Origin of the sequence: Janibacter melonis (assembly GCF_003721155.3) — a bacterium.
In the GTDB taxonomy this organism is placed as follows: domain Bacteria; phylum Actinomycetota; class Actinomycetes; order Actinomycetales; family Dermatophilaceae; genus Marihabitans; species Marihabitans melonis.
The window spans coordinates 2,356,398-2,381,405 of record NZ_CP044548.2 but is presented as its reverse complement, the minus strand read 5'-3'; the positions used below and the strand labels follow the sequence as shown (position 1 = coordinate 2,381,405).

23 protein-coding genes are annotated in these 25,008 nt (G+C 73.2%); 17 read left to right on the top strand and 6 right to left on the bottom strand.

Annotated features, from left to right (window positions below):
* Positions 1 to 178: 178 nt before the first annotated feature.
* Positions 179 to 919 carry a GntR family transcriptional regulator gene (locus EEW87_RS11365; protein ID WP_123093480.1) on the bottom strand — a complete coding sequence of 247 codons (741 nt, stop codon included), beginning with the start codon at positions 917 to 919 and terminating at the stop codon, positions 179 to 181.
* A gap of 134 nt (positions 920 to 1,053) precedes the next feature.
* Between EEW87_RS11365 and EEW87_RS11360 the strand changes: the two genes are divergently transcribed.
* The 12 genes from EEW87_RS11360 (at position 1,054) to EEW87_RS11305 (ending at position 14,224) form a co-directional block, all read left to right on the top strand.
* A complete protein-coding gene (locus EEW87_RS11360) occupies positions 1,054 to 2,097 on the top strand; it encodes a Gfo/Idh/MocA family protein (protein WP_318836132.1) in 1,044 nt (347 codons plus the stop codon).
* Between the two features lie 8 nt (positions 2,098 to 2,105).
* Positions 2,106 to 3,002, top strand: a complete 897-nt coding sequence (locus EEW87_RS11355; RefSeq protein WP_123093478.1) for a TIM barrel protein — start codon at positions 2,106 to 2,108, stop codon at positions 3,000 to 3,002.
* Between the two features lie 7 nt (positions 3,003 to 3,009).
* Entirely contained in the window at positions 3,010 to 3,975 is a 966-nt protein-coding gene (gene iolC, locus EEW87_RS11350; RefSeq protein WP_123093477.1) for a 5-dehydro-2-deoxygluconokinase, read from the top strand.
* Positions 3,972 to 4,874, top strand: a complete 903-nt coding sequence (locus EEW87_RS11345) for a class I fructose-bisphosphate aldolase (RefSeq protein ID WP_123093476.1) — start codon at positions 3,972 to 3,974, stop codon at positions 4,872 to 4,874. The genes iolC and EEW87_RS11345 overlap by 4 nt, the downstream gene beginning before the upstream one ends.
* Entirely contained in the window at positions 4,871 to 5,830 is a 960-nt protein-coding gene (gene iolB, locus EEW87_RS11340; protein WP_123093475.1) for a 5-deoxy-glucuronate isomerase, read from the top strand. Before EEW87_RS11345 ends, iolB begins: the two co-directional genes overlap by 4 nt.
* The gene (gene iolD, locus EEW87_RS11335) at positions 5,827 to 7,767 is read left to right on the top strand and encodes a 3D-(3,5/4)-trihydroxycyclohexane-1,2-dione acylhydrolase (decyclizing) (protein ID WP_123093474.1); all 1,941 of its coding nucleotides are present in this window, start codon (positions 5,827 to 5,829) and stop codon (positions 7,765 to 7,767) included. The genes iolB and iolD overlap by 4 nt, the downstream gene beginning before the upstream one ends.
* 34 nt (positions 7,768 to 7,801) lie before the next feature.
* Positions 7,802 to 8,770, top strand: a complete 969-nt coding sequence (locus EEW87_RS11330) for a sugar ABC transporter substrate-binding protein (RefSeq protein WP_205473714.1) — start codon at positions 7,802 to 7,804, stop codon at positions 8,768 to 8,770.
* Positions 8,771 to 8,777: 7 nt separating this feature from the next.
* The gene (locus EEW87_RS11325) at positions 8,778 to 9,827 is read left to right on the top strand and encodes an ABC transporter permease (RefSeq protein WP_123093472.1); all 1,050 of its coding nucleotides are present in this window, start codon (positions 8,778 to 8,780) and stop codon (positions 9,825 to 9,827) included.
* Complete coding sequence (locus tag EEW87_RS11320; RefSeq protein WP_123093471.1) at positions 9,824 to 10,732, top strand: ATP-binding cassette domain-containing protein; 909 nt, start codon at positions 9,824 to 9,826, stop codon at positions 10,730 to 10,732. The genes EEW87_RS11325 and EEW87_RS11320 overlap by 4 nt, the downstream gene beginning before the upstream one ends.
* On the top strand, positions 10,729 to 11,775 hold the full coding sequence (locus EEW87_RS11315) for a Gfo/Idh/MocA family protein (protein ID WP_123093470.1): 1,047 nt from the start codon (positions 10,729 to 10,731) through the stop codon (positions 11,773 to 11,775). Before EEW87_RS11320 ends, EEW87_RS11315 begins: the two co-directional genes overlap by 4 nt.
* Before the next feature lie 73 nt (positions 11,776 to 11,848).
* Positions 11,849 to 13,348 (top strand): CoA-acylating methylmalonate-semialdehyde dehydrogenase, encoded by a 1,500-nt coding sequence (locus EEW87_RS11310; protein ID WP_068270694.1) that lies wholly within the window; start codon positions 11,849 to 11,851, stop codon positions 13,346 to 13,348.
* 57 nt (positions 13,349 to 13,405) lie between these two features.
* A complete protein-coding gene (locus EEW87_RS11305) occupies positions 13,406 to 14,224 on the top strand; it encodes a TIM barrel protein (RefSeq protein WP_123093507.1) in 819 nt (272 codons plus the stop codon).
* A gap of 4 nt (positions 14,225 to 14,228) precedes the next feature.
* Here EEW87_RS11305 and EEW87_RS11300 read toward each other — a convergent pair whose 3' ends face one another.
* From EEW87_RS11300 to EEW87_RS11285, 4 genes are all read right to left on the bottom strand, one after another.
* A complete protein-coding gene (locus tag EEW87_RS11300) occupies positions 14,229 to 15,449 on the bottom strand; it encodes an NAD(P)/FAD-dependent oxidoreductase (protein WP_123093469.1) in 1,221 nt (406 codons plus the stop codon).
* A 50-nt stretch (positions 15,450 to 15,499) separates the two neighbouring features.
* The gene (locus tag EEW87_RS11295; RefSeq protein ID WP_123093468.1) at positions 15,500 to 16,525 is read right to left on the bottom strand and encodes a Gfo/Idh/MocA family protein; all 1,026 of its coding nucleotides are present in this window, start codon (positions 16,523 to 16,525) and stop codon (positions 15,500 to 15,502) included.
* Positions 16,525 to 17,301 (bottom strand): SDR family oxidoreductase, encoded by a 777-nt coding sequence (locus EEW87_RS11290; protein WP_123093467.1) that lies wholly within the window; start codon positions 17,299 to 17,301, stop codon positions 16,525 to 16,527. Before EEW87_RS11290 ends, EEW87_RS11295 begins: the two co-directional genes overlap by 1 nt.
* A gap of 132 nt (positions 17,302 to 17,433) precedes the next feature.
* On the bottom strand, positions 17,434 to 18,624 hold the full coding sequence (locus EEW87_RS11285) for a phytanoyl-CoA dioxygenase family protein (protein WP_123093466.1): 1,191 nt from the start codon (positions 18,622 to 18,624) through the stop codon (positions 17,434 to 17,436).
* 83 nt (positions 18,625 to 18,707) lie between these two features.
* On the opposite strand from EEW87_RS11285, the gene EEW87_RS11280 reads away from it, so the two are divergent.
* Entirely contained in the window at positions 18,708 to 19,745 is a 1,038-nt protein-coding gene (locus EEW87_RS11280) for a LacI family DNA-binding transcriptional regulator (RefSeq protein WP_123093465.1), read from the top strand.
* Positions 19,746 to 19,969: 224 nt separating this feature from the next.
* A complete protein-coding gene (locus EEW87_RS11275; protein WP_123093464.1) occupies positions 19,970 to 20,203 on the top strand; it encodes a hypothetical protein in 234 nt (77 codons plus the stop codon).
* Positions 20,204 to 20,250: 47 nt separating this feature from the next.
* Here EEW87_RS11275 and EEW87_RS11270 read toward each other — a convergent pair whose 3' ends face one another.
* Positions 20,251 to 22,002 (bottom strand): alkaline phosphatase D family protein, encoded by a 1,752-nt coding sequence (locus EEW87_RS11270; RefSeq protein ID WP_123093463.1) that lies wholly within the window; start codon positions 22,000 to 22,002, stop codon positions 20,251 to 20,253.
* 108 nt (positions 22,003 to 22,110) lie between these two features.
* Between EEW87_RS11270 and EEW87_RS11265 the strand changes: the two genes are divergently transcribed.
* The 3 genes from EEW87_RS11265 (at position 22,111) to EEW87_RS11255 (ending at position 25,003) form a co-directional block, all read left to right on the top strand.
* Positions 22,111 to 22,386, top strand: a complete 276-nt coding sequence (locus EEW87_RS11265; protein ID WP_123093462.1) for a DUF2277 domain-containing protein — start codon at positions 22,111 to 22,113, stop codon at positions 22,384 to 22,386.
* 315 nt (positions 22,387 to 22,701) lie between these two features.
* On the top strand, positions 22,702 to 24,084 hold the full coding sequence (dnaB, locus tag EEW87_RS11260) for a replicative DNA helicase (RefSeq protein WP_068272272.1): 1,383 nt from the start codon (positions 22,702 to 22,704) through the stop codon (positions 24,082 to 24,084).
* 46 nt (positions 24,085 to 24,130) lie between these two features.
* Positions 24,131 to 25,003, top strand: coding sequence for a serine hydrolase domain-containing protein (locus EEW87_RS11255; RefSeq protein WP_123093461.1), 873 nt, complete (start codon positions 24,131 to 24,133; stop codon positions 25,001 to 25,003).
* Positions 25,004 to 25,008: the final 5 nt, after the last annotated feature.

Sequence of the window (25,008 nt, the reverse complement as noted above, 5' to 3'; positions counted from 1 at the left end):
CTCGTCCGTCAAGTGAGTCCCCCACCGCGGGACGCGCGTTGACCGCGGGGAGGGCACGGTCGGGTGGTCTCGAGGCTCGGGCGCTGAGCGCCCTTCGCACCTCGACCAGCGAAGGAGTCCCCCCTTCGCACCTCGACCAGCGAAGGAGTCCCCCTTCGCACCTCGACCAGCGAAGGGGTCAGCGCTCGTCGACCATGAGGTCGATCGTGTAGTCCTCGGCGCGGTAGGCATGCTCGCCGAGCTCGATGGCGGTACCGCCGGCGTCGAAGGCGACGCGGGTCATCGTGAGGACGGGCTGGCCGGCGCGCATGTGGAGCGCCTTGCGCTCGGCGGCGGTGGGCATGCGGGCGCCGATGGACTGGCGGGCGACGCTCGGGCGCACGCCCCGGCCGCGCAGCGCCGCGTACAGCCCCGCGCGCTCGAGCTCGTCGCGGCCGATCTCGCCCGAGCTCGGCGGCAGCCAGTTGTGCAGGAGCGCGAGCGGGTCGTCGCCGGCGTAGCGCACGCGGGTGAGCGAGAGCAGCTCGGTCTCGGGCGGCAGGTCGAGCATCGAGGCCGCGCGGGGGTCGACGGCGCGCTCGAGGTCGAGCACCTCCGTGCGCGGCGAGCGACCGGCCGCGTCGAGGTCGTCCCACAGCGAGGACAGGACGGCCTCGCGGTGCACCTTGCGGTTGGCGACGTGCGTGCCGAGCCCGCGCCGACGCACGAGCAGACCGCGGTCGACCATCTCCTGGATCGCGCGCCGGATCGTCGGGCGCGACACGGAGAGCCGCGTGGCCAGGGCGATCTCGTTCTCGAAGGCGTCGCCCGATTCGAGCCGCCCGTCGTGGATCGCCGCGCTCAGCTGCTCGGCGATCTGGTGGTAGAGCGGCACCGGTGAGTCCCGGTCGAGGGCGACGTCGAGCTCGGTGGCGGCCATGAGACGGATGATAGCGACCTGGCGAATGACATCCCGACGTCAGAATGTCCTGACAAATGCTTGACAGGTCTGCGCGGATCCGGCCAGAGTTGACCCCGCGAGGGCCGACGGGGCCCGACGGACGTCACGAAGGAGTGGCCAGGGTGCGGATCGGCTGTGTCGGGCTCGGACGGATCGGGACCTCCCACGTGCAGACGCTGCGCGCGGTCCCGGGGGTGAGCGAGGTCGTCGTCGCCGACGTCGACGGCCGTCGGGCGCAGGGCCTCCAGGCCGCGGCCGAGGAGCACCTCGCCGCGGTGAGCGCCGTGCCCGTCGAGGCGCTCCTCACCGCCGACCTCGACGGTCTCGTCGTCACCACCGGCTCGGCTGCCCACGGCACGTGGGTGCGTGCGGCCGTCGACGCCGGGCTGCCGACCTTCTGCGAGAAGCCGCTCGCGACGAGCCTCACCGAGATCCTCGAGGTCGCAGAGCACGTCCGCCGCAGCGGCGTCCCCGTCCACGTCGGCTTCCAGCGCCGCTTCGACGCCGGCTACCGCGCGGCGGCCGAGGCCGTGCGCTCCGGCGAGCTCGGCTTCGTCCACACCCTGCGCGGCGTCGCCAGCGACATGCTCCCCCCGGCCGCGGACTTCATCCCCGGCAGCGGCGGCATCTTCCGCGACTGCCTCGTGCACGACGCCGACGTCATCCGCTTCGTCACCGGCCGCGAGGTCGTGAGCGTCTACGCGGTCGGCGGCACGAAGGGGGCGGACTTCTTCCCCGCCGCGGGCGACGTCGACACCGGGGCCGCCCTGCTCACCCTCGACGACGGCACCATCGTGATGCTCTCGACGAGCCGCTACAACGGCCAGGGCCAGGACGTGCGCCTCGAGGTCCACGGCGAGCACGGCACCGTCGCCGTCGGTCTCGACGACTCCCTCGCCCTGCGCAGCGTCGAGCCGGGCGCGAGCCAGCCGGCCGGCCCGGTCCACACCGACTTCTACTCCCGCTTCCGCCCCGCCTTCGCCGACGAGCTCGCCGGCTTCGTCGCGATGGTGGGCGGATCCCCTTCGCCCTGCACCGTCGACGACGCCCTCGAGGCCTCGCGCGTCGTCGAGGCCTGCGACCTCTCCCGCCGTGAGGGCCGCCCCGTCCTCATGAGCGAGATCCCTTCCGCCCTGCCCGCCCCCGCCACCTCGTGAGGACGACCATGACCACCCCCGTGCCCGACCGCATCGCCGCCGCCCCCATCTCGTGGGGGGTGTGCGAGGTCCCCGGATGGGGCTGGCAGCACCAGCCGCCGACCGTCCTGGCGCAGATGCGCGAGCTGGGCATCAGCGCCACCGAGTTCGGCCCCGACGGGTTCCTCCCCGACGCCCCGCAGGCCAAGGCCGACACCCTCGCGGGCTACGGCCTGGCCGCGGTCGGGCAGTTCGTCCCCGTCGTCCTGCACGACCCGGCCCACGACCCGCTGCCGGTCGTCGAGAGCGCGATGGAGGGCCTCGTCGCGGCGTCCGCGAGCACCGTCGTCATCGCCGCGGCGACCGGGGTCGACGGCTACGACGACCGCCCGGCGCTCGACGAGCTCGGCTGGAGCACCCTGCTCGCCAACCTCGACCGGATCGACGACGCCGCCCGCGCGCACGGCCTCGTCGCGACGATCCACCCGCACGTCGGCACGATGGTCGAGTCCGGCGAGGAGACCCAGCGGGTCCTCGACGGCTCGCGGATCGGGCTGTGCCTCGACACCGGCCACCTCCTCATCGGCGGCGGTGACCCGGTCGCGGTCGCCACCGATCACCCCGGCAGGATCGCCCACATGCACCTCAAGGACGTCGACCTCGCCTGGGCCCGCAAGGTCCAGGCCGGCGACGCGACGTACACCGAGGCGGTCGCCGCCGGGATGTACGTGCCGCTCGGCGCCGGCGACGTCGACATCGCCGCGATCGTCACCGCGCTCGAGGCCGACGGCTACCAGGGCTGGTACGTCCTCGAGCAGGACACGATCCTCACCGGCGATCCTGCCGACGGCGGCGAGGGTCCCGACCCGGTCGCCGACGTGCGCACCTCGGTCGCGTACCTGCTCTCCGTCGCGAAGGGGGCGTGAGCGCACCGTGGTCTTCGACGTCGTCGCCATCGGCCGCACCGGGGTCGACATCTACCCCCTCGACCACGGGGTCGGGCTGGAGGAGGTGCGCACCTTCGAGAAGTTCCTCGGCGGCAGCGCGACGAACGTCGCCGTCGCCGCGGCCCGCCACGGCCACGACGTCGCCCTCGTCAGCAAGGTCGGCCCGGACGCCTTCGGCCGCTTCGTGCGCGCCGAGGCAGCCCGGCTCGGCGTCGACGCCCGCTACGTCAGCACCCTCGACGGGGAGCCCGGCCGGGTGCCGCCGACGCCGGTGACCTTCTGCGAGGTGCACCCGCCGGACGACTTCCCGCTCTCCTTCTACCGCTACCCGACCGCCCCCGACCTCATGATCGAGCCCGACGAGCTGCCGCTCGAGGCGATCCGCGAGGCGAAGATCTTCTGGGCCACCGTCACCGGGCTGTCGCAGGAGCCCTCGCGCGCCGCGCACCACGCGGCGCTCGCGGCCCGCGACGGCCGCCACCCGAGCGTGCTCGACCTCGACTACCGCCCGATGTTCTGGGAGGACCCGCGGGACGCGGGCGCCGAGATCGCCCGTGCGCTCGAGCACGTGAGCGTGGCCGTCGGCAACCGCGAGGAGTGCGAGGTGGCGGTCGGCGAGAGCGACCCGCACCGTGCGGCCGACGCGCTCCTCGAGCGCGGTCTCGAGCTCGCCGTCGTCAAGCAGGGCCCGAAGGGGGTCCTCGCGGCCACCCGTGACGAGCGCGTCGAGGTCCCCACCCACCCCGTCGACGTCGTCAACGGCCTCGGGGCCGGCGACGCCTTCGGCGGTGCGCTGTGCCACGGGCTGCTCCTCGGCTGGGAGCTCGAGCGCGTCCTGCGCTTCGCCAACGTCGCGGGTGCGATCGTCGCCTCACGGCTCGAGTGCTCGACCGCCATGCCCACCGAGGACGAGGTCCTCGCCGCGCTGCAGACCCAGGAGGTGGCCCGATGACGACCAGCGAGCGCGTCGGGCTCGGCCCCGCCCAGATCACCGACCTGCGGGTCACCGACCCCGGCCTCGTCGCGCGGATGTGGGCCGGCCGGCGGCGCCGCCCGCTCGTCGGCGAGGACGGGCGGATGCTCGTCGTCGCGGCCGACCACCCCGCCCGCGGCGCCCTCGGCGTGCGCGGCGACGCGATGGCCATGGGCAGCCGCAGCGACCTGCTCGACCGCCTCGCGACCGCCCTCTCGCGCCCCGGTGTCGACGGCGTCCTCGGCACGCCCGACGTCCTCGACGACCTGCTGCTCATGGGCGCGCTCGACGACAAGGTCGTCATCGGGTCGATGAACCGCGGCGGTCTGCAGGGCTCGGTCTTCGAGCTCGACGACCGCTTCACCGGCTACACCGCCGACGAGATCGCCGCGCGCGGCCTCGACGGCGGCAAGATGCTCACGCGGATCGCCCTCGACGACCCCGGCACGGTCGCCACCCTCGAGGCGAGCGCGCAGGCCGTCACCGAGCTCGCCCGGCACGAGGTCATGGCCATGGTCGAGCCCTTCCTCTCCCGGCGCCGCGACGGCAAGGTCGAGAACCTCCTCGACCCCGACAGCACGATCCGGTCGATCCACGTCGCCTCGGGCCTCGGCGCGAGCAGCGCGTACACCTGGCTCAAGCTGCCGGTCGTCGACGACCTCGAGCGGGTCATGGACGCGACGACGATGCCGACCCTCCTGCTCGGCGGGGACCCGAAGGGGGACCCCCAGGACAGCTACGACGCGTGGGGCCGCTCGCTCGGGCTGCCCTCGGTGCGCGGTCTCGTCGTCGGGCGGGCCCTGCTCTACCCGCCGGACGGCGACGTCGGCGCGGCCGTCGACATCGCGGCCGGTCTCGTGCACGGGGGCGCGCGATGAGCGCCCCGCGCACCGGCGCCGACAACGAGCGGTGGTTCCACCCCTTCGCCGCCGGTGCGCCCTGGGCGGTCGAGATCACCGACGCCGTCGACGGCTGGCAGCACACGTCGCTGCGCGTGGCCGCGCTGGCCGCGGGCGGCGAGGTGCACCACGACCTCGATGGCGAGGAGGTCGTCGTCGTGCCGCTCGTCGGAGCGGTCGACGTCGTCGTCGACGGCCAGACCCTCGGCCTGCGCGGTCGGACGAGCGTCTTCGCCGGTCCGAGCGACGTCGCCTACGTGCCCGCCGGGCGCTCCCTGCTCCTTCGTGCCGGTGCCGAGGGCGCCCGTGTCGCCGTGTGCGGCGCCCAGGTCGCCGACCCCACCGGCGGCGGACGGACCCCTCGGGTCGTCACCGCCGACGAGACGCCCGTCGAGCTGCGCGGCGCCGGCAGCTGCAGCCGCGAGGTGCGTGGCCACGGCATGCCCGACACCCTGCCCGAGGCGGAGCAGATCCTCGTCTGCGAGGTCGTCACGCCGGCCGCGGGGTGGTCGTCCTACCCGCCGCACAAGCACGACAGCGACCGCCCCGGCGAGGAGAGCGTGCTCGAGGAGATCTACTACTTCGAGACCCAGGCCGTCGGCGACGCCGACGCCGGGAGGGCGCCCGTCACCCGGGGCACCGAGCGCGGCGACGGCCTCGACCCGGTCGGCTACCAGCAGGTCTACGGCACCGACGAGCGTGCGATCGACGTGCTCGTCGAGGTGAGCACCGGCGACGTCGTCCTCGTGCCGCACGGCTGGCACGGCCCGGCGATGGCCGCGCCCGACGCCGACCTGTACTACCTCAACGTCATGGCCGGTCCCGGCGCCGAGCGGGCCTGGCTCATCTGCGACGACCCCGCGCACGGCCAGGTCCGCGAGAGCTGGACCGGGCAGCGCGTCGACCCCCGACTGCCGATGGGAGCCACCCGATGAGCCAGACCGTCCGCCTCACCGTCGCCCAGGCGGTCGTGCGCTTCCTCGCCGCCCAGCGCAGCGAGCGCGACGGCGTGCAGCAGCGCCTCCTCGAGGGCTGCCTGGGCATCTTCGGGCACGGCAACGTCGCGGGTCTGGGCCAGGCACTGCTCCAGGACGAGCTCGCCGCGACGCAGGCGGGGGAGCGACCCGGTCTGCCCTACGTCCTGGCCCGCAACGAGCAGGCGATGGTGCACACCGCCGTCGCCTTCGCCAAGCAGCGCGACCGGCTGCAGACCTGGGCGTGCACCGCCTCCGTCGGCCCCGGCAGCACGAACATGCTCACCGGCGCCGCGCTCGCGACGATCAACCGGCTGCCCGTGCTGCTCCTGCCGTCCTCGACCTTCGCCACCCGCTCGGCCGGACCGCTGCTGCAAGAGCTCGAGCACCCGGTGAGCGCCGACGTCACCGTCAACGACGCCTTCCGACCGCTCTCGCGCTTCTACGACGAGGTGCGCCGCCCCGAGCAGCTGCCCGCGATCCTGCTCCAGGCGATGCGCGTGCTCACCGACCCCGCCGACACCGGCGCCGTGACGATCTCGCTGCCCCAGGACGTGCAGGCGCAGGCCCACGACTGGCCGGTCGAGCTCTTCGACGAGCGCGTCTGGCACGTGCGCCGGCCCCCGGCCGAGCCCGCGGCGATCGCCCGCGCCGCGCAGGTCATCCGCTCCGCGCGGCGGCCCATGGTCGTCGCCGGCGGCGGCGTGCACTACTCCCGTGCCGAGGAGGCCCTCGCCGCGCTGTGCGCGGACACGGGGATGCCCGTCGGCGAGACCCAGGCGGGCAAGGGCTCGCTGCTGCACGGCGACCCCCGGCTGCTCGGCGCCGTCGGGTCGACCGGTACGACCGCGGCCAACGCGGTCGCCGCGCAGGCCGACGTCGTCATCGGCGTGGGCACGCGGTGGCAGGACTTCACGACGGCCTCGCGGACCGCCTTCGCCGCCGAGGGGGTGCGCTTCGTCAACCTCAACGTCGCCCCGGTCGACGCGGTGAAGCACTCCGGCGTCATGGTCGTCGGGGACGCCCGCGAGTCCCTCGTCGCGCTCGCGCAGGCCCTCGAGGGCTGGTCGGTCGAGGACGGCTACCGCGAGGAGCAGGAGCGGCTCTGGTCGAGCTGGGACGCCGAGGTCGAGGCCGCCCACCACCCGTCCGCCGAGGTCACCGCCGCCCTCGCGCCTGGTCTGCTCACCCAGGGCGAGGTCCTCGGGCTCGTCAACGAGCTGAGCGACCCGCGCGACGTCGTCCTGTGCGCTGCCGGCTCGATGCCCGGCGACCTCCACAAGTCGTGGCGCGTGCGCGACCGACGCGGGTACCACGTCGAGTACGGCTACTCCTGCATGGGCTACGAGGTGCCCGCCGCCATCGGCGTGCGCCTGGCCGACGAGACCCGCGACGTCTTCGCGATGGTCGGCGACGGCGGCTACCTCATGATGCCGACCGAGCTCGTCACCGCCGTGCAGGAGCGGGTCAAGGTCGTCGTCGTCCTCGTGCAGAACCACGGCTTCCACTCCATCGGCTCGCTCTCGCAGTCGCTCGGCAGCCAGCGCTTCGGCACCTCCTACCGCGCCCGGGGGGCGGACGGGCGTCTCGACGGGCAGACCCTGCCCGTCGACCTCGCCGCCAACGCCCGCTCCCTCGGCGCCCACGTCGTCGAGGTGGAGGACCGTGACGGCCTCGCCGCCGCGATCCACGAGGCGAAGGGGTGGCCCGCCGACGGCGGTCCCTTCGTCATCCACGTCCAGACCGACCCGCTCGTCCACGGCCCCGACTCCGCGTCGTGGTGGGACGTGCCGGTGAGCGAGGTCTCCGAGCTCACCTCGACCCGCGAGGCGTTCGACGCATATCGCGAGCGCAAGACCGGCCAACGGGCCTACCTTCGACCCGGCGACCCGCAGTAGCACCACCCTCACCGTGATGGAAAGAGAGACAACGATGTCCCGACCGACCCGATACCCCTTCCTCGCCGGCGCGGCTGCGCTGGCCGTCGCCCTCACCGCCTGCTCCTCCACCGGTGGCAAGCAGGAGACGAGCGCAGACGGTGGCGGCGGTGCTGCTGCCGACACCCCGGAGATGACCGTCGCTCTCATCACCCACGCCGCCCCGGGCGACACCTTCTGGGACCAGGTCCGGGCCGGCGCCGAGGACGCCGCCAAGAAGGACAACGTCAAGCTCGAGTACACCGCCGACCCCGACGGCGCCAAGCAGGCCCAGCTCGTGCAGCAGGCCGTGGACAAGAAGGTCGACGGGATCGCCGTCACCCTCTCCAAGCCCGAGGCGATGAAGAGCAACGTCGAGGGTGCGGTCAACGCCGGCATCCCGACCGTCGCCCTCAACGCGGGCATGGGCGACTGGAAGGACATGGGGGTGCTGTCCTTCTTCGGCCAGGACGACGGCCTGGCCGGGGAGGCCGCCGGAGAGCGCCTCACCGAGGAGAAGGCCGGCAAGGTCCTGTGCGTCATCCAGGAGCAGGGCCACGTCGGTCTCGAGGCGCGCTGCGACGGCCTGAAGAAGAAGTTCGCCAACTCGGAGAAGATCTACGTCAAGGGCACCGACACGGCCAACGTCCAGTCGACGATGACCGCCAAGCTCCAGGACGACAAGGACATCACCCACGTCGTCACGCTCGGCGCCCCCTTCGCCATGGTGGCCCTGAAGTCGATCGAGGAGTCGGGCAGCTCGGCCAAGCTCGCGACCTTCGACCTCAACGACGACGCGCTGACGGCGATCAAGGACAAGAAGATCCTCTGGGCCGTCGACCAGCAGCCGTACGTCCAGGGCTACATGGCCGTCGACGCGCTGTGGCTGCGCGCTCAGAAGGGCGCCTCCGTCGGCGGTCAGCAGCCGGTCTTCTCCGGACCTGCCTTCGTCGACGAGTCCAACGTCGACCTGCTCCTGAAGTGAGCCGGCGATGACCACCACCACCACGACGCCGACAGCGCAGCCGGCTGACGACCGCGTCGCGGCGAAGGGTCGGGCCGGCCTGCTCTTCAGCCGCCCCGAGGTCGGGGCACTCATCGGGGCGGTCGTCGTGGCGATCCTCTTCGCGTCGGTCGCCCCGAGCTTCCGCTCCGTCGACAACGCCGGGACGATCCTGTACGAGGTGGCCTCGATCGGGGTCATGGCGGTCCCCGTCGCCATGCTCATGATCGGCGGGGAGTTCGACCTCTCCACCGGTGTCGCGGCCACCTCGTCCGGCATCGCGGCCGCCCTCACGGCCTGGAACTTCGGGCTCAACGTCTGGGTGGGGGTGGTCGTCGCGCTCGTCTTCTCGCTCGCCGTGGGGGCCTTCAACGGGTGGTTCCTCATGAGGACCGGGCTGCCGAGCTTCCTCGTCACCCTCGGCACCTTCTTCGTCCTCCAGGGCGGCAACCTCGCCGTCACCCGTCTCGTCGGCGGGACCGTCTCGACGCCCCAGATCTCCGACATCGCCGGCTTCGACTCGGCCGCCGCGGTCTTCGCCTGGCAGACGACGATCGGACCGATCACCCTCAAGGCGCTCGTCGTCTACTGGCTGATCCTCACGGCCGTCGGGTCGGTGGTCCTCATGAGGACGCGGATCGGCAACTGGGTCTTCGCCGTCGGTGGCGACGCCGATGCCGCCCGCGCGGTGGGCGTGCCGGTGAAGCGGGTCAAGATCGGCCTCTTCATGTTCGTCGGCTTCTGCGCCTGGGTCCTCGGCATGCACCTGCTCTTCGAGTACCAGGTCATGCAGTCCGGCGAGGGCGTGGGCAAGGAGTTCATCTTCATCATCGCCGCGGTGGTCGGGGGCTGCCTGCTCACCGGCGGGTACGGCTCGATCGTCGGCGCCTCGCTCGGCGCCCTCGTCTTCGGCATGACCCGCCTGGGCATCAACTACGCAGGATGGAACCCCGACTGGTTCTACACCTTCCTCGGGGTCATGCTCCTGCTCGCCACCCTCGTCAACCTCTACGTCAAGAAGAAGGGGGAGGCCCGATGAGCACGACGACCGAGCCGACCACCCGTGAGCGGGCCGAGGGCGTGCAGCCCCTCGTGGTGATGGACGACGTCGGCAAGTCCTACGGCAACGTCCACGCGCTGCGTGGGGTCTCGCTCGAGGTCTACCCGGGCGAGGTGACGTGCGTCCTCGGCGACAACGGAGCCGGCAAGTCCACGCTCATCAAGATCATGGCGGGCCTGCACGAGCACACCGAGGGGACCTTCACGGTCAACGGGATCTCCCGCAACCTCGCCTCGCCCCGAGCCGCCCAGCAGCTCGGCATCGCGACGGTCTACCAGGACCTCGCGCTGGCCCCGCTCATGTCGGTCTGGCGCAACTTCTTCATGGGCAACGAGGTCCGCCGCGGTCCCTTCCTCGACGGGGCGACGATGCGCCGTGTCGCCGACGAGGAGCTGCAGAAGATGGGGATCCACATCGGCGACCTCGACCGGCCGGTCGGAGGTCTGTCGGGTGGTCAGAAGCAGTGCATCGCCATCGCTCGCGCCATCTACTTCGGGGCGAAGGTCATCATCCTCGACGAGCCCACCGCAGCCCTCGGGGTGCGCCAGTCCGGTGTCGTGCTCAAGTACATCGCCAAGGCGCGCGACGCCGGCCTCGGCGTCGTCTTCATCACCCACAACCCGCACCACGCCTACCTCGTGGGCAACCACTTCGTCATCCTCAAGCTCGGCCGGGTCGTCCTCGACGCGCACCGCGACGAGATCACCCTCGACGAGCTGACGGCGGAGATGGCCGGCGGTCAGGAGCTCGCCGAGCTGCAGCACGAGCTGCGCGGCGTCGACCCCGGCAAGGTCGTCGACCCCGGCAACCCCGAGATCGAGCTCGCCGGCCCCGGCAAGCCGACCGTCGTGCACGACGGGACGGCAGGGGACCGCACCGGATGAGCGCACCGCTGCGGGTCGGCGTGGTCGGGGTCGGCGTCATGGGCGCCGACCACGCCCGCCGGCTCGCGCGCGGGGTGGCCGGCGCCACGCTCGTGGCGGTGAGCGACCCGGACGTCGCACGTGCCCAGGAGCTGGCCGCACGCCTGGGTGCGGACGACCTCGGGTCGGGGAGCGTGGCCGTCGTCCCCGACCCGCTCGAGCTCATCCGGTCAGACGCGGTCGACGCCGTCGTCCTCGCCTCGCCCGGCCACGCGCACGAGGAGCAGGTGCGGGAGTGCATCGAGACCGGTACGCCCGTGCTGTGCGAGAAGCCCCTGACGACGGACGACGCGTCGTCGGCCCGCCTCGTGCGCGCCGAGCGCGACGGTGGCCGTCCGCTGGTCCAGGTGGGCTTCATGCGTCGCTTCGACCCGGAGTACGTGCAGCTGCGCGACCTCCTGACGAGCGGACGGGTCGGTCGTCCGCTGCTCGCCCACCAGGTGCACCGCAACCTCGCCGCGCCGCGAGCGGACTTCCGCAGCGAGATGATCGTGCGCGACAGCCTCGTGCACGAGATCGACACGGCCAGGTACCTCTTCGGCGAGGAGGTGGTCGAGATCCAGGTGATCACCCCGTCGCCCTCGTCGCTCGTCCCGGACGGGGTGGCCGACCCGCAGGTCGTGGTCCTGAGGATGGCCGGAGGGGCGGTCGTGACCAACGAGGTCTTCGTCGGCAGCTCGACCGGCTACGAGGTGCGCTGCGAGGTCGTCGCCGAGCGAGGCAGCGCGGTCGTCGGCCGCCCCTCGGGCGGCATCTGCTCGACGGCGGCCGGTCCGCACGGCGGTGCGGGGTCGTGGGGCGGTGCGCTGCCGGTGGACTACCGGGAGCGCTTCGCGCGGGCCTACGACCTCGAGCTGCAGGCGTGGGTCGACGCGTCTCGTCGGGGCAAGGTCGTCGGCGCCCGCAGCTGGGACGGGTACGCGGCGACCGTCGTCGCCACGGCCGGGGTGGCCTCCCTGGCCTCCGGCCGCCCGGTGGTCGTCGAGCTCGACCCCGAGCTCTGAGCATGGACGGTCTGGCGCCCGCCAGCCGTCACAGGTAATGATGTCAGGACATTTAGACCCGAGAGAGGCGTTCATGAGCACCCCGACCCGCATCACCCACCTCGTCGCCGGATCCCCGTGGGAGGGGACGGCCGAGCGCACGAGCGAGGTCTACGACCCCGCGACCGGTGAGGTCACCGGCGCCCTCGACCTCGCCTCCGCCGATCTCGTCGGCGAGGTCGTCGAGGGCGCGCACGCCGCGTGGCTGGAGTGGCGCGACACCTCGCTGACCCGGCGCGCGCAGGTCCTCTTCCGCTTCCGCGAGCTGCTCAACGAGGACAAGGAGCGCATCGCCGCGCTCATCACCGCCGAGCACGGCAAGGTGCTCTCCGACGCCCTCGGCGAGGTCGTGCGCGGTCTCGAGGTCGCCGAGTACGCGTGCGGCATCCCCAACCTGCTGCGCGGGGGCTTCTCCGAGAACGCCTCGACCGCGGTCGACGTGTACTCGATGCGTCAGCCGCTCGGCGTCGCGGCGATCATCTCGCCCTTCAACTTCCCCGCGATGGTGCCGCTGTGGTTCGTCCCCATCGCCATCGCGTGCGGCAACGCCGTGGTGCTCAAGCCGAGCGAGAAGGACCCGTCGGCGGCCAACGCCGTCGCCGAGCTGTGGCAGCGCGCCGGCCTGCCCGACGGGGTGATGAACGTCGTCCACGGTGACAAGGAGGCCGTCGACGCGCTGCTCACCCACGACAAGGTGCGCTCCGTCTCCTTCGTCGGCTCGACCCCGATCGCGAGGTACGTCTACGAGACGGGCACCGCCGCCGGCAAGCGCGTCCAGGCGCTCGGCGGCGCGAAGAACCACATGCTCGTCCTGCCCGACGCCGACCTCGACCTCGCCGCCGACGCCGCGATCAACGCGGGCTTCGGCTCGGCCGGTGAGCGCTGCATGGCGATCTCCGCGCTCGTCGTCGTCGAGCCGGTCGCCGACGAGCTCGTGAGCAAGATCGTCGACCGCATGGGCAAGCTGCGCACCGGTGACGGGCGCCGCGGCTGCGACATGGGCCCGCTCGTCACCGCCGCCCACCGCGACAAGGTCGCCTCGTACGTCGACGCCGGCGCCCAGGCCGGCGCGAAGGTCGTCGTCGACGGGCGCGACGGGGACTTCGACGCCGACGGCGACGGCTTCTTCGTCGCCCCGACGCTCATCGACGAGGTGCGCCCCGGGATGAGCGTCTACGACGACGAGATCTTCGGCCCGGTGCTCTCGGTCGTCCGCGTCGCCAGCTACGACGAGGGCCTCGAGCTCATCAACGCCAACCCCTACGGCAACGGCACGGCGATCTTCACCAACGACGGCGGCGCCGCCCGGCGCTTCCAGCACGAGGTCGAGGTCGGCATGGTCGGCATCAACGTGCCGATCCCCGTCCCGGTGTCGTACTACTCCTTCGGCGGGTGGAAGAACAGCCTCTTCGGCGACACCCACGCCCACGGCATGGAGGGCGTGCACTTCTTCACCCGCGGCAAGGTCGTCACGCAGCGCTGGCTCGACCCGAGCCACGGCGGCATCAACCTCGGCTTCCCGCAGACGGACTGAGGGGTGACGGCGACCGCGGGGGTGCGATCCCCCTTCGTGCTGGCTGCCTCGGCGCAGATGATCTACGGGGACCTGCCGATGCTCGAGCGGGTGCGGCGCATCCACGAGCGCGGCCTCGCCGTCGAGATCTGGGACTGGCGCGGGCACGACGTCGACGCCCTCGCGACCCTCGCGGGCGAGGGGGTCGTCTTCACGTCGATGACCGGGTACACGACCGGCCGGCTCGGGGACCCCGAGGGGGCGGACGAGCTGCTCGCCACGGCGGCCGCGTCGATCGAGGTCGGCCGACGCATCGGGGCCCGAGCGCTCAACCTCCACGGCACCGGTCTCGGTCCGACCGGCCTGCCGGTCACCCCGGTCGGTCCGGACGGCGCCGACGAGCAGATGTGGAGGACCGCTCGCGACACCCTCCGGCGCGTGGCCGATCTCGGCGAGCGCGAAGGGGTGACCTTCGTGCTGGAGAACCTCAACCTCTCCGTCGACCACCCGGGGACCCCCTTCGCCCGGGCCGCGGACACCCTCGACCTCGTGAGCGGGGTCGACAGCCCGCACCTGCGGCTCAACCTCGACCTCTACCACGCGCAGATCGGCGAGGGCGACCTCATCGGGCTGTGCCGGCGGGCGCTGCCCTGGATCGGTGAGATCCAGGTCGCCGACGTCCCCGGTCGGTGCGAGCCCGGCACCGGCGAGATCCGCTACGAAGGGGTGGCCGTCGCGTTGGAGGACATGGGGTACCGCGGGGTCGTCGGGCTGGAGGCCTTCGCCTCCGGTGGCGACTCGGTCGCCGCCGGTGACGCGGCGCTCGAGGCCTTCGTCGGCGCCTTCAGCGGTCTCGACGGTCGAGGTGCGACGACGGAGCCTCGAGACCACCCGTAGGTCCTCAGCCGATCAAGCTCCTCAGCTGCACGTCAGGGTCGGCGAGGCGGTCGGGGTCGGGGCGGGCGCCCGCTGCGACGAGGCGCTCCGCCATGCGGACGTCCTTGGCCACGGCGGCCCGTCCGGCACCGGCGGCGCACACGAGCGCTCCGTCGTCGTCGAGCCCGAGGTGCACGACGGTGCCGTCGGGCCGGGGGCGCTCGACCCACCGCCTGGCCGCCGCCGCCATGCCCGAGACCTGCAGGCTGAGGTCGTACTGGTCGGACCAGAACCACGGGACGGTGGTCATCGAGGCGTCCTCGCCGCGCACCGACGCCGCGGCGACGGCCGCCTGGTCGTGCGCCATCCGCCACGACTCGAGCCGCTGACGCCGCCCGAGCACCGCGACCGGCCCGGCGCAGCAGTCACCCGCGGCCCAGACGCCCGGGGCGCTCGTGCGCATCGCCGCGTCGACGACCACCCCGTCGTCGACCTCGATGCCGGCTGCTCGGGCGAGCCCGGTCTCCGGCACGGAGCCCACCGCCTGGAGCACGACGTCGGGGGAGACGACGCTGCCGTCGGAGAGCTCGACCTGCCACCCGCCGTCCCCGCCGGTCGCGGACGCGACGGTCGTGCCGAGGTGCAGGTCCACTCCTTCGGCCTCGTGACGCTCGACGAGGACCCGGGCGACGGGCTCGGGGACCGCGCGCCCGAGGGCACGCGCTGCAGCCTCGACGACCGTGACCCGGGCGCCGCGGGTCCGGGCGCTCGCGGCGACCTCGAGCCCGACGAGCCCCGCGCCGACGACGAGCAGGTGGGCGCCCGGCCGCAGGGCCTGGCGCAGCACGAGGGCGTCCTCGAAGGTCCGCAACGTGAGCGCGGCAGCCGGCAGCCCGGGCAGGCGGCGCGGCTGCGACCCCGTCGCGAGGACGAGCCGGTCGAAGCCCAGGCGCGTGCCGTCGTCGAGCTCGACCGTGCGCCCCTCGAGGTCGAGCGAGGTCGCCGCGCGTCCGGCGACGACCTCGAGCCCCTCGACGTCGAGCCGCCCGTCGCGGTACGGCTCGACCGGTCGCGGGTCGTCGTCGACGAGGACGGACTTCGACAGCGGCGGTCGCTCGTAGGGCGGTCGCGCCTCGCGCCCGACGAGGACCACCCGGGCGTCGAGGTCGCTCGTCGCGAGGTCGTGGGCGACGCGGGCGCCGCACTCGCCGGCGCCGACGACGACGACGCGGAGCTGAGAGGTCATGCCTCGATCCAACGCCTCGCGCCGGTCGGAGGCAAACCTCGCATCACGGCTCAGACGAGCGCCCGGTCCTGCACCTCGGCGATGGTGACCGGACGACCCTCGATCGCGGAGAGCGTCGCGGCCTCGGCGGCCCAGGCGGTGCCCATCGCGTCGTCGACGGTGCACGGCGAGGGGATCTCGCCCGCCGCCACCCGGCAGAAGGTCGCGAGCTCGACGCGGAAGGCCTCGGCGAGACGGTCCATGAAGAAGGTGTGCGGGGGGCCGGCCGGCCAGGCGACGCCGGGTTGCGTCGGACGAAGGGGGAGGCCGTCGTCGAGCCCGGCGGCGACCGCGTCGGAGACGCCGTGTACCTCGAGACGCACGTCGTAGCCGCGGGCGTTGGTCCGGGTGTTCGACACGACACCGATCGCCCCGTCGCTCATCGTGAGCAGCGTCGAGACGCTCGTGTGGTCGCCGTGGTCGCGGTACATCTCCGCGGGCGCGTCGGGGTCGGTGACCCCGACCGCGTAGACGGAGACGACCTCCTGGCCGGTCACCCAGCGCACCGCGTCGAAGTCGTGGACGGAGCAGTCTCGGAAGATGCCGCCGGAGACGGCGAGGTACGCGGCGGGGGGCGGCGCCGGGTCGAGCGTCGTCGAGCGCACGGTGTGCACCCGGCCCAGCGAGCCGTCCCGCACGGCGTCCCGGGCGGCGACGAAGGCGGGGTCGAAGCGGCGGGGGTAGCCGATCTGCACCGGTGCGCCGGCCTGGGCGGCGAGCTCCTGCATGCGCACGGCCTCGCCGATCGTGCCGGCGACCGGCTTCTCGCAGAAGGTCGCGACCCCGCGTGCCAGCGCCGCCTCGAGCAGCTCGGCGTGGACGTTCGTCGCGGCGGCGACGACGACTCCGTCGACACCTGCGTCGAGCAGGGCCTGGGGCGAGTCGACGGCGCGAGCCTTCGGGATCCGGCCGGTGACGGCGTCGACGGCGGCGCCCACCGGGTCGGTGACGACGAGCTCGTCGACGGCGTCGAGGGCGGCGAGGGTGTCGGCGTGGAAGGCACCGATCCGGCCGAGGCCGATGAGTCCGATACGCATCAGTCGTGAGCTCCTAGGACGGTCTGGTCCCAGTCGATGACGGAACCCGTGACAACTCCTGACCGGTCGGACAGGAGGAAGACGACGGCGTCGGCGATCTCGTCGACCTGGCCGAGGCGACCCATGGGCGAGGAGGCGGCAGCCCGCTCGACCCAGTCGTCGCCAGCACCGTGGAAGCGGCGCTGGATCGCGTCCTCGCCCTCGGTCTCGGTCCAGCCGATGTTGAGCCCGTTGACCCGGACGCGGTCGAAGCGGTGGGCGTGCGCGACGTTCTTCGTCAGGCCGGCGAGGCCGGCCTTCGTGGCGCTGTACGCGGCGAGGTGGGGCTGCCCCCCGTGGGAGGACATGGTGATGATGTTGACGACGCTGCCGGGGGCCCCGCGACCGACCATGTCGGCGACGGCCGCCTGCATCGTGAAGAAGGGCCCGCGCAGGTTGACGGCGACGTGGTCGTCGAAGAGCTCGGGCGTCGTGTCGAGCAGGGTGCCCCGCGTGGTCAGGCCGGCGGCGTTGACGAGGCAGTCGACCCGTCCGTGACGGGCGACGGTCTGGGCCACGGCGTCCTGGGCCTGGGCGACGTCGGCCTGGTCGGCCACGACGAAGGAGACGGGCCCGAGCCCTGAGAGCTGCTCGACGAGCGCCTCGGCCCGGTGGGCGTGCCGCCCGGTGACGACGACGCTGGCGCCCTCGCGCAGAGCGGCTCGGGCGATGCCCGCGCCGAGACCGGCCGTGCCGCCGACGACGAGGACGACCCGGTCGGTGAGCAACGCCTCCATGCGTGGTGACCTCTCGTCGTCGAGGATGTCCGTATGTCAGGACAAAGGGGACTGTAGCCGAGGGCGGCGGACGACGGAAGGGGATCTCGGCTCCCCCCTTCGCCAACCCAGGACGAAGGGGGGAGCCGCACCTCACGACGTGCGGCGGCGCTCCTCGTGCTCGGCCAGGCGACGGCCGAGCTCGGCCGGTGCGGCGCGCTCGGCGAGAGCGGCACGCACGACCTCCGCCTGGGTGGTCGGTGACATGCCGTCGACGGGCGGGTCGCGGTCGAGGTTGGTCGGGAAGGCGTAGCCCTCGGCGCTCGCCGCGACCGCATGGTGGAGCAGCCGCTCGTCGTGACCGCTCGTGCCCGCCTCGAGGAGGGCCGGGTAGACCGCCTCGACGACCCGCCGGCGGTCGGTGGACTCCATCGTCCGGCCGAAGGCCGAGGAGATCTGCAGCAGGTTCGCCATCCGCCGGGTGCTCCGGGTGCTGTTGCTCCCCGCGGCGTGGAAGAGGGCGGGGTTGAAGAAGACGGCGTCGCCCAGGCGAAGGGGCAGCTGCACGTGGTGCGCGGCGAAGTGCTCCTGGAAGTCGGGCAGCCAGTAGGCGAGGAAGCCGTGCGGGTACTTCTGCGAGTGCGGCAGGTAGAGGGTCGGGCCGGACTCGACGGGCATGTCGCCGTGGGCGACCGCGCCCTGGAGGGTGAGCTGCGGCGAGAGCGCGTGGACGTGCGCCGGGTAGGCGGCCGAGACCTCCGGCGAGGTGAAGCCGAGGTGGTAGTCGCGGTGCACGGTCTGCCCGGCTCCGCCCGGGCCGACGACGTTGACCTGGCTCGTCACCTGGTAGCCCGGGCCGAGCCAGGCCCGGGCGGCGAGGGCGATCACGGGCGAGGAGTAGTAGTCGACGAAGGCGTGCGGGTCCGCGACGGCGAGCTTCTCCAGCGCCCCCCACACCCGGTCGTTCGCCCCCGGCGCGGCGAAGTGGTCGCCGGCCGTCCGTCCCTCGGCGCGCTGCTGGGTGATGAGCTCCTCGAAGCGCACGGTGACCCGGTCGACGACCTCGGCGTCGAGAGCGCCCTCGACGACGACGATGCCCGGCCCGTGCAGCCAGGCGTGCGCGAGCTCGGCCTCGAGCGCCAGACGCTCTTCGCGGCGGCCCGCGTCGGCGTCGAGGACGGTGCTCGCCGCGTAGACGAGGACCCCCTGCTCGACGCGCTCGGCGTGCGGGTACGCGCCGACGTCGGTGCGCTCGCGCTCGAGCAGCCCGACGAGGTCGGCCACGCGGCAGTCCTCGGTGCGCAGGTGGGGGGTGGCGGACCCGGTGGTCGTCGTGGTGGTCATGGCTCCCACGCTGCCGCGACCGGCAGGACGTCACCAGGCCCTCATCACCTCAGAAAGACCTCAGGCCCGCCTACGGTGGGCATGTGCGTGCGCACCGGGTGAGCGACATCGCCGAGCAGAGCGGGCTGTCCTCGGCGACGGTTGACCGTGTCCTGCACGGCCGCCCCGGAGCCAGCCCGCGGGCGGTGCGCGCCGTCGAGCAGGCGGTCGCCGAGCTCGACCGGCAGGCGCGCTCCGTGCGCCTCGGGGCGCGCTCGCTCGTCGTCGACGTCGTCATGCAGGCGCCCGCGCGCTTCAGCGACGCCGTGCGGACGGCCGTGGAGAGCCAGCTGGGGGCCGTCGGGCCCACCGCGGTCCGGGCCCGCTTCGACCTGCGCGAGAGCGGCGACGTCGCCGACCTCCTCGCGGCCCTCGACCGGGTCGGCCGGCGCGGGCGTACCAGCGACGGCGTCGTCCTCAAGGCGCCGTCGGACCCGGCGGTCGGCCGGGCCGTCGACGACCTCGCCGCGCGGGGCATCCCGACCGTCACCCTCGTCACGGACGTGGAGTCGTCCCGGGTCGCTTACGTCGGGCTCGACAACTGGGCGGCAGGCCGCACGGCCGCCCACCTCGTCGCCCTCGGGACGAGACCGGCGAAGGGGGTCGTCCTCGCCTCGGTGAGCCGCTCGGCCTTCACCGGCGAGGGAGAGCGGCTGCAGGCCTTCGTCGCAGGTCTGCGCGAGGACGCGCCCAGTCTCGAGGTCATCACGGCGGCCGAGGCCGACGGGCTCGACCGGCCGACGCGCGAGGCCGTGGCGACGGCGCTGCGCGGCCTCCGGTCCCCGGTGCGCGCCGTCTACTCGGCCGGCGGCGGCAACCGCGCGATCCTCGCCGCGCTGGCGGCCGCCGGGGAGCACCCCGCCACCTTCGTCGCGCACGACCTCGACGAGAACAACCTCGAGCTGCTGCGCACGGGCGCGATCGACCTCGTGCTCCACCACGACCTGCGGGCCGACGCCCGCGCGGCGCTGCGCCAGCTGCTGCGCCACCACCGCCTCGTGCCCGGCGCGCCGACCTCCGTGCCCGCCGGGGTCCAGGTCGTCACCCGGCACAACGTGCCCGGGCGGCTCGGACCGCGCTGACCCCCGATCGCGAAGGGCCGGGCCGACGGCTCCCCCTTCGCCACCACCCGCGTCGCACGACCGGGGAGCGCTCCCCATGGTGGACCCGGCCGGGCGGTCCTAGGGTCGCGGCACGACGCGGTCGAGCGACCCCCTCTCCCAGCAGGCGAGAGGAGGCGGGCGCCGGTAGCGTCGCTCGAGACTGGTCCGGACGGGCCGGGCGCAGACGCGAGGGAGCGGTCGAGATGGGCAGGTCACGGGCGGCGACGCACGAGACGCCGTACAGCCAGGTCATCATCAGCAGCGTCCTCGCCGGGGCCGTGGCGCTCGTCGTCTCGATCGTCACCCTCGTCGGGCGCGGCGAGACGATGGTCGACGCCATGGCCACGGGCATGGCCGCCGGGGCCGGGGCCGTCGCGATCAGCGCCGTGCTGCTCCTCGCGATGTACCAGCTGCTCTCCTACGTCCGGCAGCGCTGACCTGACCCGAAGCCGGTCCGACCGATCAGCAGCGAGCCGGGGTCGGCTCAGGACGCAGCGACCTCACGCCGCACCGGCGACGGCGCGGCCGCGGGCGGGTCCACCGTGATGTCGGCGACCTCGACGAGCGAGGGCAGGTCGTGGTGGTCGTCGACGACCTCGCCCCGGGCCCACCACATGCGCAGCCCACGCCCCTGGACCTCGAGCGTCGCGAGGTTGTTGTCGAACCACGGGCCCTCGACGTAGCCCCAGCGCAGCGGTGCCGGGGGCACCCCGATCGCCAGCGACGCAGTCCGGCCGATGGGTGCGGCGACCCGTCGGGAGAGGAAGGCGGTGCCGACCCGGACGCCGCGCGGGAGGGGGTTGCGGATCGGTGAGCAGACGGCCTGCAGGAGACGGCTGCGCAGGGCGGGGGCGCCCTCGCGCTCGCGGGCGCGAGTCGAGAAGGCCTCGGCGACGTAGCTGTGATGGACGTCGCCGGACAGGAAGGTCACCGTGCCCGGCGCCTCGCCGCGCTGACCCGCGGCGACCTCGATGACCATGTCGGACACCCGGCGGAAGCCCTCCTGGAAGGCCGCCCAGTGCTCCATGTCGACGGCCCGTCGCAGCCGCTCGCCGACCCGGCCGGCCCGCCGGCCCCACCGGCCCGAGGCCAGGGCCTCGTTGAAGGCCTCGAGGTGATGCAGCCCGGAGGCGAGGAAGAAGGGCAGCGAGGTGCCGATGAGCAGGTGGTCGACATCGCCCCGCAGCCGCTCGTCGAGCCAGGCCAGCTCGCCGTCGTCGACGATCGAGCGCCGCTCGGGCTGCAGGACGCGCGCCGCGCGCGAGTCGACGACGACGAGGCGGGCCTGCGTGCCGAAGGTGCGCGAGTAGCTGTAGCGGTAGGCCGTCGGGTCGCCCTGGACGCGCTCGGAGAGGGCGTCCAGGACGGCCGTGAGGTCGAGCTCGTCCGGTCCGTCGTGCCGCACGACGTGCTGCCACACCGGGTCGTCGTCACGCTCCTCGCGACCGAGGTTGCCGAGGTGCTGGTAGACCCAGTACGAGGTGAGCCCGGAGACGATCCGCTCGTGCCACCACGACGTCGCCTGCATGTCGCGCAGCCAGGACAACGAGGTGTTCCAGTCGTCGCGCACGTCGTGGTCGTCGAAGATCATCGCGCTCGGCAGGGTCGACAGCAGCCACCGCGTCGCCGGGTCGCTCCACGCGAGCCGGTAGAGGTGGGCGTACTCCTCGTAGTCCTTGAGCTCGGTGCCCGGCGGCTCCTCGAGCGATCGGCGAGAGGCGATGAACTCGCGCATCTGCGGCGAGGTCTCGTCGGCGTAGACCTGGTCGCCGAGGAAGAGCACGAGGTCCGGCCAGCGGATCTCGCCCTCCTCGGGGTCGTCGGCGGAGCGGGCGACCCCGGCCATCCGCAGCCCGTAGGCGCGCAGCGCGTCGATGCCGTGGGTGGAGTTGCCCTCCTCGTCGTGCGGCACGCTCGTGCGGCACGAGCCGAAGGCCATGCGCAGCGGCGTCTCGGGGTCGATCGTCGGCAGGACGGGGGCGGGGTAGGGCGAGTCGGCCAGCGGCCACACGACGGTGTCGTCGAGGCTGAGCTCGTAGGGCGTCGGCTCGCCGACCGGCAGTCCGTCGACGACGACGAGGGCGTAGTGGTGGCCGTGGACGGCGAAGGTGGGGGCGCTCGCCTCGACGTCGCCGGCCCGGACGGTGACGCGGGTGTGCACGTCGGTCTCGACCCAGACGGCGACGGAGGTCGCCTCGGCGCAGCGGACGAGCGGGCCGAGCACGAGTTCAGGCATGGCCTCACTCTGGCACGGCGGGGGTTCCCCCTTCGTCCCCGCGTCCGACCTGTCGAGGGTGACGGCGAAGGGGTGGCCGCGTGCCGCCGCCCGGAGGACGATGGGGGCATGTGCCGAAACATCCGACAGCTGCACAACTTCGAGCCCCCGGCCACGTCCGAGGAGGTGCGGGCCGCGGCGCTGCAGTACGTGCGCAAGATCAGCGGCGCGAGCAAGCCGTCGCGGGCCAACGAGGAGGCCTTCGCCCAAGCCGTGCAGGAGGTGGCCGTCGCCACCCAGCACCTGCTCGACCACCTCACGACGAGCGCGGCCCCGAAGGACCGCGAGGTCGAGGCGGCCAAGGCCCGGGAGCGGGCTCGCACGCGGTACGCGGCCACCGGCTGAGCCCTTCGGCGGGCGGTGCGGTCCACGGCGGGTGTGGATCGTCGCCGCGGACGCCCGACTTTGTGCTGTGCACATGGTGTGGGTGACGCGCGGCCCGCTCCAGCGGGGGATGTCAGGGTGTGTCGAGGGTCGACGGATCTCGTCCTCCACAGCGTTGTCCACCGCCTGTGCACAACGTCGTGGCGTGTCCTCCACAGCCCGTCCCCAGGTCGGTCCACAGGCGCATTAGGGGGTTGTCCCCGGCCGGTGCGACAGTGGGCAGATCATGGATGGAGGACGCAGTTGAGCAGTGACCTGGAGTCGATGTTCGCCTCGATGCCCGACGCCGAGCTGTCCTCCGGGGCGCCCGGCGGGGGCCAGCGGGCTGCTGGGTTCCTCGACCGCACCCCGCCGCAGGACCTCGTCGCCGAGCAGTCCGTCATCGGCGGCATGCTGCTCAGCAAGGACGCCATCGCCGACGTCATCGAGACGGTGCGCAGCCCCGACTTCTACAAGCCGGCGCACGAGTCGATCTACGACGCGATCATCGACCTCTACAGCCGCGGCGAGCCGGCCGACGCGATCACCGTCGCTGACGAGCTGAGCAAGCGCGGCGACCTTCAGCGTGTCGGCGGCCAGGCCTACATCCACGACCTCATCCAGTCGGTGCCGACGGCGGCGAACGCCGGCTTCTACGCGCAGATCGTCGCCGAGCGGGCCGTGCTGCGCCGCCTCGTCGACGCGGGCACCCGCATCGCGCAGATGGGCTACGCCCAGGGCGGCGGCGACGTCGAGGAGATCGTCAACGCCGCGCAGGCCGAGGTGTACGGCGTCGCGGAGAAGCGCGGTGGCGAGGACTACGTGCCGCTGTGGAACACGCTCAACGAGACGATGGCCGAGATCGAGGTCGCGGCCGGTCGCACCGACGAGCTCATCGGCGTGCCGACCGGCTTCACCGAGCTCGACGAGCTCACCCACGGCCTCCACCCCGGCCAGATGATCGTCCTCGCGGCCCGACCGGCCGTCGGCAAGTCGACGATGGGCATGGACATCGCCCGGGCCGCCGCGATCCACCACAAGATGGCCACCGCCGTCTTCTCGCTCGAGATGAGCCGCACCGAGATCACCATGCGCATCCTCTCGGCCGAGGCGGCGATCCAGCTGCAGTCGCTGCGCCGTGGTCGCCTGCGCGACGAGGAGTGGGCCAAGCTCAGCCGCGTCATGGGCAAGATCAGCGACAGCCCGCTCTACATCGACGACAGCCCCAACCTCGCGCTCATGGAGATCCGGGCCAAGGCGCGCCGGATGAAGCAGCAGCACAACCTGCGGCTCATCGTCATCGACTACCTCCAGCTGATGACGAGCGGCAAGAAGGTCGAGTCGCGCCAGCAGGAGGTCTCGGAGTTCTCCCGAGCGCTCAAGCTGCTCGCCAAGGAGCTCGAGGTCCCGGTCATCGCGATCAGCCAGCTCAACCGTGGCCCGGAGCAGCGCACCGACAAGCGCCCCGCGATGAGCGACCTGCGTGAGTCCGGCTCGATCGAGCAGGACGCCGACCTCGTCATCCTCCTGCACCGCGACCGCGACCCCAGCTCCGAGCGCGAGGGCGAGGCCGACGTCATCGTCGCCAAGCACCGCAACGGCCCCACCGCCGACATCGTCCTGGGCTTCCAGGGCCACTACGCCCGCTTCTCCAACCTCGAGAAGGACTCGGGCTTCTAGCCGGGGCGCCCGAGAGGTCGACCCGGCGCCTCGACATACTGCTCGCGTGTCTGGCGCGCAGCAGGTCCTCGACGAGCTCGTCCGCGCGGTCCGCGAGGAGGGCTTCGGGGCGCACGCCGTGCACGTGCTCGTCGGCGACGACTCGGCGGTGCACCACTGGTCACCGGACGTGCGCCGAGACATCCACTCCGTCGCGAAGGGCGTGTGCGTCCTCGCCGCAGGGATGGCCGACGACGAGGGGGTCTTCGAGATCGACGCCCCGGTGCGCCGCTACCTCCCCGAGCTCGGCGACGACGAGCTCGGCGCGGGGGTCGAGTCCGTCACCACCCGCCACCTGCTGAGCATGACGAGCGGCATCGACCTACCGTGGACCCCCACGTGGATGACCGACTGGCCCGACCTCGCCCACGAGTACCTGTCGCGCCCGTCAGCGGGCCGGGTCTTCCAGTACTCCACGGCGAGCACGTACACGGCGATGCGGGCGCTCGCCGCGGCCGTCGGCGACGTGCAGGCCTGGCTGACCCCGCGGCTCTTCGAGCCGCTCGGCATCGAGAACCCGGCGTGGGTGCGCTGCCCGAAGGGGGCGATCGCCGCGGCCGACGGCCTGCTGCTGACCGTCGACGAGCTCGCCCGCATCGGCCGGCTGATCCGCGACGACGGGCTGTGGCAGGGGCGCAGCCTCGTCGCGCCGCGGTGGCCGCGGGCGATGCGCTCGGACTGGGTCGAGCGCGACGCCTCGCCGGCGTACTCGCGCTACTCGCTCGCCGGGTGGGGCGGCCCGGGCGACGCGTGGCGCCTGCACGGCGCCTACGGCCAGATGCTCATCTTCCGCGGTGACGCGGTCGTCACGGTGACGGCGGACGACCACGCCGGAGCCGACCCCTTCGCCGAGCGCGTCGTCGAGGTGCTCTCCGCCTGACCGGC